This is a genomic window from Chitinivorax sp. PXF-14, from assembly GCF_040812015.1.
Lineage (GTDB): Bacteria > Pseudomonadota > Gammaproteobacteria > Burkholderiales > SCOH01 > JBFNXJ01.
Genome location: NZ_JBFNXJ010000007.1, coordinates 143,729 through 156,878 on the forward strand (window position 1 = coordinate 143,729; position 13,150 = coordinate 156,878).

The window sequence follows — 13,150 nt, forward strand, 5'->3', positions numbered from 1 at the left end:
ATGCCAAGCGCGCCCATCTGACCGGACCGATCGATGAAGCCAAACCTCAAACTCGCCCTTCCCGCTGCTGCCGTGCTCGCCGCTGCCGGCTACCTCGTGTGGCAGCAGCTCGACAACCGCCATACCCTGCCCGACGGGCTGATCCAGGCCAATGGCCGACTGGAGGGTGACCATCTGTCCGTCGCGGGCAAGACGCCCGGCCGCATCGCGGCACTGCTGGTCAAGGAGGGCGACGCGGTCAAGGCCGGCCAGCCGCTGGCGCAGCTCGAAGACGTGCAGCTCAAGGCCAAGGCCGACCAGGTGGCGCAGACGGTGGCCGCGCTCGAAGCCCAGCTGACAGCGGCGCGCACCGCGCTCGGCGTGCTCGAGAAGGAGGTGCCGCTCGGTGTCACGTCGAACGAGGCGCAGCTTGCCCGCGCCCGCGCCAGTGTGACCAAGGCGCAGGCCGCCGAGGTGCAGGCCAGACGCGATGCAGCGCGCATGAAGGAATTGCTGGCGCGCGGCTCGGTCGAGCGCCACAAGAGCGAGCTTGCCGAGCTCGGTGCGACGGCCGCCGCGGCCGACACCGAAGCGGCGCGCAGCGCTCAGCTGCAGGCCGAGCAGGCGCTGGCGCAGGCCCGGCTCGGCCACGACAAGGTGAAGGCGAAGGCCGCCGAAATCGGCGCGCTCGAAGCTCAGCTGGCGCAGGCGAAAGCGGGCCTGCGCGAGATCCAGAGCGTGGTGGACGACCTCACGCTGAAAGCACCGGCTGCCGGCGTGGTATCGAGCAAGGTGCGCGATGTCGGCGAGGTGGTGGCGGCCGGCTCGCCGGTGTTCGACGTGGTTGACCTCGATCACCTCTACCTCAAGGTCTACGTGCCCGAAAACCAGATCGGCAAGCTCAGGCTCGGCCTGCCGGCCCGCATCTATACCGATGCCTTCCCCAACACCGCCTTCAACGCCACGCTGCGCACCATCGCGAGCCGTGCCGAATTCACGCCGAAGGAAGTGCAGACGCCCGACGAGCGTGTCAAGCTGGTCTACGCAGTCAAGCTGTATCTCGACCAGAACCCCGAGCGCAAGCTGACGCCGGGCATCCCCGCCGATGCGGTGATCCGCTGGCAGGACGGTGTCGCCTGGCAGGCGCCGCGCTGGTAGCCGTCGATGAGCGGGAGCGTGATTCGTGCCGCGGGCTTTGCCAAGCGCTATCGCCAGCATGTGGCGGTGGCGGGGCTCGACATCGAGGTCGGGCGCGGTGAGATCTACGGCCTGATCGGCCCCGACGGCGCGGGCAAATCGAGCTTCATGAAGGCCGTGGCCGGGGTGCTCGCCTTCGAGTCGGGCGAGCTCGACGTGTTCGGTGAGCGCATCGATTCGGAGCGCGCCGCCGAGCGCATCAAGGGCCGCATCGGGCTGATGCCGCAGGGCTTGGGCCAGAACCTCTATGCCGACCTGTCGGTGGAAGAGAACATCGATTTCTTCGCGCGCCTGCGCCTGGTGCCCGAGGCTGAACTCGGCCCGCGCAAGGACAAGCTGCTGAAGATGACGCGGCTCGACAAGTTTCGCGACCGCGCGATGAAGAACCTGTCGGGCGGCATGAAACAGAAGCTGGGCCTGGTCTGCACGCTGATCCACGAGCCTGGGCTGATCATTCTCGACGAGCCGACCACCGGCGTGGACCCGGTGTCGCGGCGCGACTTCTGGGCCATTCTCGGCGAGCTGTTGCAGGAACGCGGCATCACCGCGCTGGTGTCGACCGCCTATATGGACGAGGCCGCGCGCTTTCACCGCATGTCGCTGCTGTTCGAGGGCAAGGTGCTGGCGCAGGGCACGCCCGAGGCGATCCTCGCGCTGGCGCCGGGCAGCGTCGTCACCGTGCAGGCGAGCCCGCAGGTCGAGGCCTTGCAGCGGCTGAAGCAGGCGCACCCGCAGATCGAGGCGCAGGGCGCCTATCTGCGGCTGTTCGTCGATGCGCTGTCGACCACGGCCGCCGCGCAGCAGGTGGCGGCGGCGCTGGCACCGCTGCAGGTGGTGGGGCTGACCGCTGCCGAGCCCGAGCTCGAGGATGTCTTCGTCGCGCTGTTGCGCCAGCGTGGGCTGGCGGCCGGTGACAGCAGCCTGGAAAGCGACATGGCCGGCGCGGGCAAGCGTCAGGCGGCGGCTGCCGCGGCGATCGAAGCACGGCAGCTGACGCGCCAGTTCGGCGAGTTCAAGGCTTGCGATCAGGTCAGCTTCAGCGTGCCGCCGGGCGAGATCTTCGGCCTGCTCGGCGCCAATGGCGCGGGCAAGACTACCGCGATCAAGATGCTGACCGGCATCCTGCCGCCATCGTCCGGCGTGGGCCAGGTGGCCGGCGCCGACATGCGCACCGCCGGGCGGCAGATCAAGGAACGCATCGGCTATATGTCGCAGGCGTTCTCGCTCTACATGGATCTGACGGTGCTCGAAAACATCCGCCTCTATGCCGGCATCTACGGCCTCGACCGGCGCCAGATGACCGAGCGCACCGGCTGGATCGTCGCCATGGCCGGGCTCAAGGGGCACGAGCACGACCTCGCGGCGACGCTGCCGATGGGCCTGCGCCAGCGCCTGGCGCTCGGCTGCGCGCTGGTGCACAAGCCGCAGGTGCTGTTCCTCGACGAACCAACCTCGGGCGTCGACCCGATCGGCCGCCGCCAGTTCTGGGACATCCTGTTCCACCTGTCGCGCGTCGAGGGCGTGGCAATCCTGATCACCACGCACTACATGAGCGAGGCCGAGCATTGCGACCACATCGCGCTGATGTTCGCCGGCCGCGTCGTCGCCGACGCCTCGCCGACCGCACTCAAGGATGAGCTGCGCGGCAAGGTCGGCACCTTGCTCGAAGTGGCCACCGATGCGCCGCAGCCGGCGCTGCGGGCATTGCAGTCGGCCGGTTTTGGCGATGCCTCGCTGTTCGGCAAGAAGATCCACCTGTTCACGCACCAGGCGGACACCGCACCGGCCGCCATCCGCGAGGCCCTGGCCGGCGCCGGCGTGGCCTGCCAGGCGGTCGAGCCGCGGCCGATCTCGATGGAGGATGTCTTCGTGCAGCGTGTGACCGAACTGGAGCGGCAGACATGAATGTGCAACGGGTGGTGGCCGTCGCCTACAAGGAATGGCGCGAGATCGTGCGCGACCGGCTGTTCTTCTCGCTTGCCTTCGTGGTGCCGGCGGTGCTGATGCTGCTGTTCGGCTATGGCCTGTCGCTCGATGTCGAGAACATCCCGTTCGCGGTAGTCGATTACGACCACTCGGCGCAGAGTCGCGACTATGCCTACCGCTTCATCGATTCGCGCTATTTCGACTTCAAGGGCTATGTGCGCGACGAGCGCGAGCTCGGCGGCCTGCTCGCGCAGAGCCGGGTGCGCGCCGCCATCGTCATCCCCGAGCATTTCGGGCAGCGCCTGCAGGCCGGGCGTGGCGCCCAGGTGCAGACGCTGGTCGACGGCACCTTCCCGTTCCGCGCACTGACCACCAAGGGCTATGTCACCGCGATCAACGCCAGCGCCAACCAGGAGACCATCGCGCAGCTATTGGCCCGCGCCAAGGGCGTGCCGGTGCAGACGGCGCGTGAGGCGGTGCAGCCGGTCAGGCTCGAGGTGCGCTATCTGTACAACCAGAGCGTAAAGAGCATCTGGTCGCTGGCGCCCAAGCTGCTGATGGTGATCCTGATGATCTCTCCACCGTTTTTGACGGCGCTCGGTGTGGTGCGTGAGAAGGAGTCGGGCTCGATCTTCAACATCTACAGCTCGACTGTCACGCGCGGCGAGTTCCTGTGCGGCAAGCTCGCGCCCTATGTCGCCATCTCGGCGCTCAACATCCTGGCGCTGTGGCTGCTCGCCACGCTGCTGTTCGCGGTGCCGTTCAAGGGCGGTTTCCTGTTCTTCATGGCGGCGAGCCTGATCTATGTCATCTGCACCACCGGCATCGGCCTCATGGTGTCGGTGCTGGTGCGCACGCAGGTAGCGGCGATGATCGTCACCGCCATCGTCACGGTGATCCCGGCCGTGCTGTACTCGGGCGTGCTGATCCCGATCCCCTCGCTCGGGCCATCGGCGCAGGCCATCGCCCACCTGCTGCCGGCGATGTACTACACCAACATCGTGGTCGGCTGCTTCCTCAAGGGAGTCGGCCTCGCCGCGCTGTGGCCCGATGTGCTGATCCTGGCCGCATACGCGGCGGTGCTGTTCACGGTCGGCTTCACCATGTTCCACAAGCGGCCCGTATCATGACCCGGCTCGATCTACAGGTGTGGGGCCGGCGCCTCGCGGTGATGACCAAGAAGGAATTCCTGCAGCTGATGCGCGACGCGGTGCTGCTGGTGTTCATCGTCTACGCCTTCACCGCCGACATCTATCTCGCCGCCTCGGGCGTCACGCTGCAGCTCAACCATGCCGCCACCATGGTGCGCGATCTCGACCGCAGCGCCGCCTCGCGCGAGCTGCTCGGGCGCTTCCAGCCGCCCTACTTCCGCCTCGACGGCGAGCTCGCGAGCGACGCCGAGGGGCTGCACCGGCTCGACGATGGCAGCGCGATGCTGACGCTCGACATCCCGCCGCAGTTCGAGCGCGACCTCGCCACCGGGCGGCAGACAGCGCTGCAGATGCAGGTTGATGCCACCAACAGCGTGCTCGGCTTCCTCGCCAGCAGCTACGCGGCGCAGATCGTCGGTGGCTACGGCCTGGAAGTCGGCCTGAAGCAGCTCGGCGTCGGTGGCGGCAATGCCGATGCGCTGCCGGTGGTCGATAACCGCATCCGCGTCTGGTACAACCCGAACCAGAACGACGCCTGGTTCATGGGCATCTCCGAGCTGCTCAACATCATCACCGTGTTCGCCATCCTGCTGCCGGCAGCGGCGATGGTGCGCGAAAAGGAACGCGGCACGGTGGAGCAGTTGCTGGTGTCGCCGCTGACGCCGTTCCAGATCATGTTCCCGAAGGTGATCTCGATGACCGCGGTGATCCTGCTCGGCACGGCGCTGAGCCTGTTCGCGGTGCTGCTGCCCGGCTTCGGCCTGCCGGTGAAGGGCAGCCTGCCGCTGTTCTTCGCGCTGACCGGGCTCTACATCTTCACCACCGCCGGGCTCGGCCTGTTCGCCGCCACCATTGCGCGCAATCTGGCCCAGGTCGGCATGCTGACGATCCTGATCCTGGCGCCGATGCTGTTCCTCTCCGGCGCCTGGACGCCGCCCGAAGCGATGCCGGTGTGGCTCAGGCAGCTGACCTTCGTCTCGCCGCTGCACTACTACATCGACATCGCCTTCGGTATCCTGCTCAAGGGCCAGACGGCGGGTGAACTGCTGCCGCTGATCGGCGGCATGCTGCTGCTCGGTGGCGCGGTGTTCGGCTTCGGCCTCTATCGTTTCCGCCGCCAGTTCGGCTGAGCGCTGTCGGCAGGCTTTACACTGGCGCGCGGGTCCGGCGCGCGGCACGGTCATAAGCGTTTGTTCGGTTGATGTAAATGTCATAGCTGCGGCCATAGGCATGCTTGTTGCTGCAAACGAAGATCGGCCCGCGCCAACACGCTGCGGGTAGCCAGACAGCCCGTCATGACCGCTTTTCCCTCTTCTTTGCCCCGCCGCCTGTGGCCGGCCTTGTGTACCGCACCGCTGCTGATCGCGCCGGCGGCTTCCGCGCTGACCGCGCAGCAGCTCTACCAGCAGGCGCAGCTGCAGGTGCTCGCGCTCGAACGGCTCGACAAGCAAGGCCAGGTGCAGTCGTACACCTCGGCGCTGTGGGTGGCGCCCGGCAAGGCCGTGACCCAGTGCGACCAGCTCGACAACGCCGAGGGGCTGCGCCTGAAGCTGGGCGAACGGCTGCTGCAGGCCAGGCTGGATAAGCGCGATGCCAGCCGTAACCTGTGCCTGCTCGACGTGCCAGGCGCCGGCCCGGTGGCCGTGGCGACATGGCGCGAGGCCGACCCGCCACCGGGTGCCGTCGTATTCGCCGTCGGCAACGCACTGGGCATGGGGGTGAGCATTGCGGAAGGTGTGGTGGCGGGTGTCAGGCAGTTCAGCGGCGAGAATTACGTGCAGTTCACCGCCGCGATCGCGCCGGGCTCGGAGGGCGGCGGCCTGTTCGACGCCGAGGGGCGGCTCGTGGGCATGATCAGCTACCGGCCGCGTGACGGCCAGAACATCAACTTCGCGCTGCCCGCGCGCTGGCTCGGCGAGGTCGAGCAGCGTTCGGCCAGCGCCGATGGCATCGCCGAATGGCAGGGCAAGGCCCAGGCGCTGTCGCGCGACGCAAACTGGAAAGCCCTGGCCGAGCTGGCGCAACGCTGGACCATGGCGCTCGGGGACAGCAGCGAAGGCTGGCTCTGGCTCACGCTCGCGCACAGCATGCTGAAAGACTGGCCCGCCGCCGAAGCCGCCGCGCATCAGGCCCTGCGGATCGATCCCGGCCTGATCGAGGCGGGACTGAGCCTGTCCGAAGCGCAGGTGCAGCAGGGCAAGGCCGCCGAGGGGCTGGCCACGGCCCAGGCCCTGCTCGCCCAGCGCCAGGAGGATGCGCGTATCTGGCTCGCCATCGGCCATGCCGAGCTGGCCCGGCAACACCTGGCCGAAGCGCGCCAGGCGCTCGAGCGGGCTGCCGGCTTCGCGCCATGGAACTACGCCGTGCAGCTCGGCCTGAGCCGGCTCGCCTATCAGCGCGGCGACTGGAACGCGATGGTGGCGGCCCAGCAGCAGCTCACCCGGCTCAACCCCGGCAACGTCGATTCGTGGATCATCCTGTCCGACGCCTATCGCAACGCCGGCCGGCCCGAGCGTGCGCTGGCGAGCGTGGACAAGGCGCTGGAACTGGCGCCCGACAATGGCGACGCGTGGGTCGGCAAGGGCAATGCCCTGCACCAGCTCAAGCGTGACCAGGAAGCGATCGCCGCGCTGCAAAAAGGGCTGGGGCTCAAGCCGCTGCGCGCCGCCGATGGCTGGGTCGGCCTCGGCGACGTCTATTACACGCTCGGCCTCTTTCCCGAGGCGATCAACGCCTATCGCCAGGCGCGCCGCATCGCGCCCGACGGCTTCACCCCGGTCGCCCGGCTGCAGGTGGCGCTCAAGGACAACTATCAGTTCGACGAGGCGATGCGGCTCGCGCAGCAGATCAAGGCGGAACACCCGGACGACCCGTTCCCGCATCGCCAGATCGGCTTCATCGATGGTTATCAGGGCCAGTACGAACAGGGTATCCCGGCGCTGGAGCGGTCGCTGGCGCTGAACCCGAACCAGGCCAAGGTGTGGATGGCCCTGCTCGAGCAATACATGGGTACCGGCCGCCGCGACGAGGCCGTGCGCGGTTACCGCAAGCTTGCGGCAATCGATGCGGGCGCGGCCGAGAATGCCTATCGGCGGCTGTTCCTGCCCTACGGGATCACGCCATGAAGCGGACGCTGATTGCGGCCTCGCTGCTGCTGGCCCTGCCCTGCCAGGCCGACGACGCGGCGCGCGTGTTCGATAGCGTACGCGCGTCGGTGGTGACCATCGCCACGCGCGACGAACACCGGCAGATCGACAGCGAAGGCAGCGGCGTGGTGATCGGCCCGGCGACGGTGATCACCAACTGCCACGTCATCCAGCTCGCGACCGAGATCGAGGTCACCGTCGCTGGCAAGCCCATGGCGGCCGAGCCGGCATTGCAGGACGGCGAGCGCGACCTGTGCCAGCTGCGCGTCGCCGGGCTCGCGGCCCCGGCCGCCGTGGTACGCGGCTACCAGGCGCTGAAGCCTGGCGAGCCGGTGTTCGCCGTCGGCAATCCGCTCGGGCTGGGCGTGTCGGTCAGCGCTGGCATCGTGTCGTTGCTCGATGCGCGCAACGGCCAGATCTTTACCAGCGCGCCGATCTCGCCGGGATCGAGTGGCGGCGGCCTGTTCGACGCCGAGGGCCGGCTTGTCGGCATCACCACGCGCCAGTACGGCGGCGCGCAGAACCTCAATGTGGCGATCCCGGCTGACTGGATCGCCGAACTCGCGCGCCGCGGCCGCAAGCCTGTTGCGGCGCCGAGCCCGCGCGGCGCGGACCCGGACTGGCCGGCGGAGGCCGAGGCACTGCGCGCCAGCTCCGATTGGCCGCAGCTGCTCGAACTGGCGCGGCGCTGGCGCCAGGCCTATCCGACCTCGGCCGAGGCCTGTGCGCTGCAGGGCCTGGCGCTGTACGAACTCAAGCGTTACGGGGAAGCCCGGCAAGCGCTGCAGGCCGGGCTGGCGGCAAATTCCCTGCACGAGAAGTCCTACAGCTATCTCGGCCTGGTGCAGCGGGCCGAGGGTGACAGGCGCGCGGCCTATGCGAGCGTCGACAAGTCGCTCGCGATCTGGCCGTTGTCCCCGTATTCGCTATGGCTCAAGGCCGACTGGCTGCGCCAGGACGGCTCGCTCGACGAGGCGCAGAAGCTGGCGGAACACGCGCTGCGCCTGATGCCGTGGCTTGACGGCGTATGGGAAACGCTCGGCGACGTCCGCATGCTCAAGAAGCAGTATGGCGACGCGGCCGAGGCCTATCGCGTGGCCCAGCGGCAGCGCCAGGGTGATGCGCGCATCGCCGGCAAACTGGCCGAAGCATTGGCCGCGACCGGCGACACGCGCGGTGCGCGGCAGTTGCTGGCGGCCCAGCCCGAGCAGGCGACGGACGCCAACAGGAGCTGGGTCGATGTCGGCCTGGCCGACGCGCAGCTCGGCCGCCACGGCGAAGCCGAGCGCGCCTATCGCAAGGCGCTGGCGCTCGATCCCGCCAATGCGCAGGCCTGGTATTACCTGGCGCTCACGCTGGTGGCCACCGGGCGCGTGCCCGAGGCCGAGCAGGCCTTGCAGGAGTCGGTCCGGCTCAAGGCCGATCTGGCCGGGGCCTGGGTCAAGCTCGCGCAGATCCGCGCCGAGCGCAACGATCTGCCGGGGGCAAGGCAGGCTTTCGAACGGGCGACCGCTGCCGAGCCGGCCGACGCCAACCACTGGGTCATCCAGGGGCTGGTGCTCAAGCACGCCGGCGACCCGCGCGGCGCGCTGGCGGCGCTGGAGCGGGCGGCCCAGCTCGGCAGCAGTGATGCCAATGCCTGGGCTACGCTCGGCGAGCTGCGCATCCGCAACGGTTCGCTACAGACCGGCCTGGCCGCGCTGCAGAAGGCGCTGCAGCTCGATCCCAGGCACGTCAACGCGCTGCTTGGCATGGTGATCTACCACGGGGGACTCGGTGAACAGGACAAGGCGCTCGCCTTCTCCGAACAGGCGCTCGCAATCGACGGCACCCAGGCCGCGGCCTGGAGCAGCAAGGGCTACGCCCTGCTCAAGCTCAAGCGCCTGCCGGAAGCGACGCAGGCATTCGAGACCGCCACCCGCCTCGATCCCGATTTTGCCAACGCCTGGATCAATCTGGGCGAGGGTTATCTGTATCAGCGCCAGCTCGGCAAGGCCATCACCGCACTCGAACGCGGCATCAAGCTCGCGCCGGGAGCCACCGATGCGCGCTATTACGCGGCACAGGCCTATGCCGCCACGGCTCAGCTCGGCAAAGCCCGCGAACATCTCGAAGTGGTGCTGCAGCACTCGCCGAACATGGCGCCGGCACTCTATCTGCTGAGCGGCGTCAACCTCGGCCTGCACGACCAGACGGCACTCGATGCATCGCTGCGCCGGCTCGGCGAGGCCAACCCGACCATGGCGCGCAAGTTCCGCGACGAGGCGATGGCGCGCGGCCTGCCACAGGGCATCACGTTGTCCAACTGAAAGATGTTGCCGGTTTTGTCACAAATTGCCTGTCTCCAACGTCTAGCCTGTGTGATCAACGATGGAGACCGAGATGAACAGATTTTCACGCTATGGCAAGACGGCCGCGACCCTGCTGGGTGCGGCGGCGCTCGGCAACGGTGCCTGGATGTACCTGGCGCCGCATGCCTGGTTCGTCACCATTCCGGGTGTGCTCGACACCGGGCCGTTCAACGCGCACCTGGTGCGCGACGTGGGGGCGGCCTATGCCGCGCAGGGGCTGGCGCTGGCCTTGCCCGTCCGCGCCTGGTCGCTCTATCTCGTGGCGGCGATGTTCGGCGGCCTGCATGCACTGCTGCATGTGTGGGAAGTGGCATGTGGACGGGTTGGCGTCGCGCATCTGTGGATCGACCTGCCCGGCGTGCTGTTGCCTGGCATGTTGACCGTGATGCTGGCACTGACCGCCATGCGCATCGTGCGGAAGGAGGCCTGATATGCTGCGACACTGGATCAAGCGCCGGCTCAAGGCCTTCGAACGCCGCACCGGTGAAAGCACAGCCTATGTCGAGGAGATGATGCGCCACACCCCGGCCGGTTTCCGGCGCTTTGCCCTGTTTTTGCCCCTCACCGCCTTCCATCGCGCCTTGCCGAAGGATGCCTACCACCTGGCACGGGTGGCCACCATCCGCCACGAGGATTGCGGCCCCTGTCTGCAGACCGTGGTGCGCATGGCGTTCGAGGATGGCGTGCCGCGCGACTGGCTGCAGGCCGTGCTGTCAGGGCATGGCGAGCGTCTGCCGCAGTGGGCGCAGGTGCTGCTGCCCTTCACCGAGGCGGTGCTCGATAACTCCGCGCAGCTGCCGGCACTGCAATTGAGCATGGCGGGCCATTTCGACGAGGCCCAGCTGGCCGAGCTTGCCCTGGTGATCGCCAGCGTGCGCGTGTTTCCGACCGTAAAACGGGCCATGGGCCATGCCCTTAGCTGCAGCCTCGTGAAACTGGAGCTCGACCATGCGGCTTGATGCGGCGACCGAACGTTTCATGCGGCACCGGCCCATGCTCAGGCGGCTCGCCTACCGCATGCTCGGCGAGCCGGGCCAGGCCGACGACATGGTGCAGGAGGCATGGCTGCGCTGGCATGGCGCAGATCTCGCGGCGATCGCCAATGACCAGGCGTGGCTGGTCACGACGCTGTCGCGGCTGTGCCTCGACCGCCTGCGTGAACTCAAGCGCGAGCGCGAACGCTATGTCGGCCCCTGGCTGCCCGAGCCGAGCGATGAAGCGGATAGCGCGGCGGACCCGGCGCAGGTGCTGGCGCGCGGCTCCGATATCGGCATGGCGCTGCTGCTGCTGTTGGAACAGCTCAGCCCGGAGGAGCGCGTCGCCTTCCTGATGCAACAGGTGTTCGAGCACGATTACCGCCATATCGCCGCCGTGCTGGGCAAGCGCGAAGCGGCCTGCCGCCAGCTGGTGAGCCGTGCGCGCAAACAGCTGGCAGCGGGGCAAGGCGTGCGCGAGACCGACGGCGCGGTGCGGGCGTACCTGCTGGCCGCCTTCGTCGGCGCCCTGGCGAGCGGTGATATCAGCGCCCTGCTGGCGACACTGGCACCCGATGTGGTGTTGATTTCCGACGGAGGCGGACATGTGTCCGCCGCCAGCAAGCCGGTTTACGGCCAGCGTGCCGTGTCGCGCCTGCTGCATGGTCTGGCGAGGCTGCAGGCCGCGACGGCGCAGGTCGAGATGCGCATCGTCAACGGTGAGCCGGCGCTGGTCGGCCTGCGCGATGGCCTGGTCTATTTCGTCATGGCCTTCGACATCGGCACGAGCGGGCTCAGGCGGATTTTGACGCTGAACAACCCGTTTCGGCTGCAGCGCCTGCAGGCCGCGGCCTGAGCAGAAACGACGAGGCCCCGCCGTACAGGCAGGGCCTCGTGTTGCCGGAGCGGGCCGTGCTCGGTGCCGCCGCACGATCTGTCGCGGGCGATCCGGCACAGCCCTGGGCGGGTGTTAGCCGCAGGAGCCGCAGCAGCTGCTCGGGGTGGCTGCCTTGAGCTGGCCGTAGAGATCGTCCTTGAGCGCCAGACGCTGCTTCTTCAGGGCTTCCAGCGCTTCGTCGGTCACGGGCGTATCGGCATCCTCGAGGCGGCAGATTTCCTTGTCCACGTCCTGGTATTCGGTGAAACGGCGCGCAAAATGCGCATCCTTCGCCTTCAGCGCGTGGATTTCAGCCTTGAATTCGGGAAATTCGCGGGCCAGGTCGTGGTGTTCGATGTGCATGGGTCGTTCCTTCTCGTCTTGTGGATCAGGTTCCATCATAGAGAGTCGCGACAGGAATGTTGTTGATGCACATCAATCCTGCCTCACCGGTCTTGGGTGCTATATTGAAGGCTCTACAAGGAGGACCTCATGACTGAATTCATTCATCCCGAACGCCAGGCCGAACTCGAACTGCTGGCGCGCTTTCCGCTGGCCTCGCGCCAGCAGGGCATCAAGCTGCACCGCGATGCCGCTCCGGATCTGCTCGCTGCCGCGCAGCGACTGCATGCATCAGGGATGACCAGCTCGCCCGATGGCGGCTATTTGACCGATGCCGGCTTTCACCTGGCCCAGGCGCTGCAGGGCGTGCTGGCGGTATTGTCGCGGCCTGCCGGCGTGCGCCCGCCCAGCCATGAGCTGATCGAGTGAAGCCATGCTGCGGCCCGGTCTGCTTGCCTGCCTGTTACTGGGCCAGCCAAGCTGGGCTGATGAAGGCATGCTCAAGGCCTGCCACGAGGAGTGGGAGCCCTACGCCTATCACACGGCGGACGGCCGGACCCGTGGCATCACCGCCGAGCTGTTGACCCAGGCCCTGCGCCAGCTCAGTTACCGGCTCAGCTTCACCGAGACCTCCTATGCGCGATGCAAGCGCGAGGTCGAGGTCGGCGCCATGGATATCGCCTTGTTCGCCAATCGCGATGAGGCGCCGGCGCTGCTTCATACCACGGTGTCGACCGAATACTGGATCGTCTCTGCCTGGGTGGCGGATTCCTCGCCGCTGCGCAGTTACACCGGCCTGCAGGCATTCAGCGGCGCCACCGTCGGCATGCCGCTCGGCTACAGCTGGCCCGAGCCGCTGGCAAGTTTCAAGGATTGGACGCGGATCGACAGCAGCGATCCGCGCAAGAACCTGCGCTCGCTGGCCTCCGGCCGCGTCGACGCGGTGTTCGACGATGCGGTGTGGGGCGACCGCGTGCGTGAGCAGGAGCACCTGCCGATCCGCCTGCTACGCCCGCCGATCGTCGTCGAGCCGCAGTTTGCGCTGTTTAATCCACGCCACCGCGAGCTGGTGGCGAAACTCGACGCGATATTGCGCAAGATGCAGCAACATGGCGATTTCGATCAGGCATATCGCCGCCACACCGGCGCCAATATGCACGACTGGATTCATAGCGCGGACTGAATCGCAACACCCAAAAAGCGACAT

General features: G+C 67.8%; 12 protein-coding genes. 11 read left to right on the plus strand and 1 reads right to left on the minus strand.

Annotated features, from left to right (window positions below; translation table 11 throughout):
- The first annotated feature begins 33 nt into the window (after nt 1-33).
- The 9 genes from ABWL39_RS10770 to sigJ all read left to right on the plus strand — a co-directional run bounded on the left by ABWL39_RS10770 (nt 34) and on the right by sigJ (nt 11,580).
- A complete protein-coding gene (locus tag ABWL39_RS10770) occupies nt 34-1,137 on the plus strand; it encodes an HlyD family secretion protein (RefSeq protein WP_367790362.1) in 1,104 nt (367 codons plus the stop codon).
- Nucleotides 1,138-1,155: 18 nt separating this feature from the next.
- Entirely contained in the window at nt 1,156-3,081 is a 1,926-nt protein-coding gene (locus ABWL39_RS10775; protein ID WP_367790364.1) for an ATP-binding cassette domain-containing protein, read from the plus strand.
- The gene (locus ABWL39_RS10780) at nt 3,078-4,232 is read left to right on the plus strand and encodes an ABC transporter permease (RefSeq protein ID WP_367790367.1); all 1,155 of its coding nucleotides are present in this window, start codon (nt 3,078-3,080) and stop codon (nt 4,230-4,232) included. Before ABWL39_RS10775 ends, ABWL39_RS10780 begins: the two co-directional genes overlap by 4 nt.
- Complete coding sequence (locus ABWL39_RS10785; RefSeq protein ID WP_367790370.1) at nt 4,229-5,383, plus strand: ABC transporter permease; 1,155 nt, start codon at nt 4,229-4,231, stop codon at nt 5,381-5,383. The genes ABWL39_RS10780 and ABWL39_RS10785 overlap by 4 nt, the downstream gene beginning before the upstream one ends.
- Nucleotides 5,384-5,548: 165 nt before the next feature.
- On the plus strand, nt 5,549-7,378 hold the full coding sequence (locus tag ABWL39_RS10790; RefSeq protein WP_367790372.1) for a tetratricopeptide repeat protein: 1,830 nt from the start codon (nt 5,549-5,551) through the stop codon (nt 7,376-7,378).
- Entirely contained in the window at nt 7,375-9,708 is a 2,334-nt protein-coding gene (locus ABWL39_RS10795) for a tetratricopeptide repeat protein (RefSeq protein ID WP_367790375.1), read from the plus strand. The genes ABWL39_RS10790 and ABWL39_RS10795 overlap by 4 nt, the downstream gene beginning before the upstream one ends.
- 73 nt (nt 9,709-9,781) lie before the next feature.
- Entirely contained in the window at nt 9,782-10,180 is a 399-nt protein-coding gene (locus ABWL39_RS10800) for a hypothetical protein (RefSeq protein WP_367790378.1), read from the plus strand.
- Between the two features lies 1 nt (nt 10,181).
- Complete coding sequence (locus ABWL39_RS10805) at nt 10,182-10,709, plus strand: hypothetical protein (RefSeq protein ID WP_367790381.1); 528 nt, start codon at nt 10,182-10,184, stop codon at nt 10,707-10,709.
- The gene (sigJ, locus tag ABWL39_RS10810; RefSeq protein WP_367790384.1) at nt 10,699-11,580 is read left to right on the plus strand and encodes an RNA polymerase sigma factor SigJ; all 882 of its coding nucleotides are present in this window, start codon (nt 10,699-10,701) and stop codon (nt 11,578-11,580) included. The genes ABWL39_RS10805 and sigJ overlap by 11 nt, the downstream gene beginning before the upstream one ends.
- A gap of 114 nt (nt 11,581-11,694) precedes the next feature.
- Here sigJ and ABWL39_RS10815 read toward each other — a convergent pair whose 3' ends face one another.
- Entirely contained in the window at nt 11,695-11,964 is a 270-nt protein-coding gene (locus ABWL39_RS10815; RefSeq protein WP_367790387.1) for a YdcH family protein, read from the minus strand.
- A 129-nt stretch (nt 11,965-12,093) separates the two neighbouring features.
- Between ABWL39_RS10815 and ABWL39_RS10820 the strand changes: the two genes are divergently transcribed.
- Both ABWL39_RS10820 and ABWL39_RS10825 read left to right on the plus strand, forming a co-directional pair.
- A complete protein-coding gene (locus ABWL39_RS10820) occupies nt 12,094-12,372 on the plus strand; it encodes a TIGR02647 family protein (RefSeq protein ID WP_367790390.1) in 279 nt (92 codons plus the stop codon).
- Nucleotides 12,373-12,376: 4 nt separating this feature from the next.
- On the plus strand, nt 12,377-13,126 hold the full coding sequence (locus ABWL39_RS10825; protein ID WP_367790393.1) for a substrate-binding periplasmic protein: 750 nt from the start codon (nt 12,377-12,379) through the stop codon (nt 13,124-13,126).
- Nucleotides 13,127-13,150: the final 24 nt, after the last annotated feature.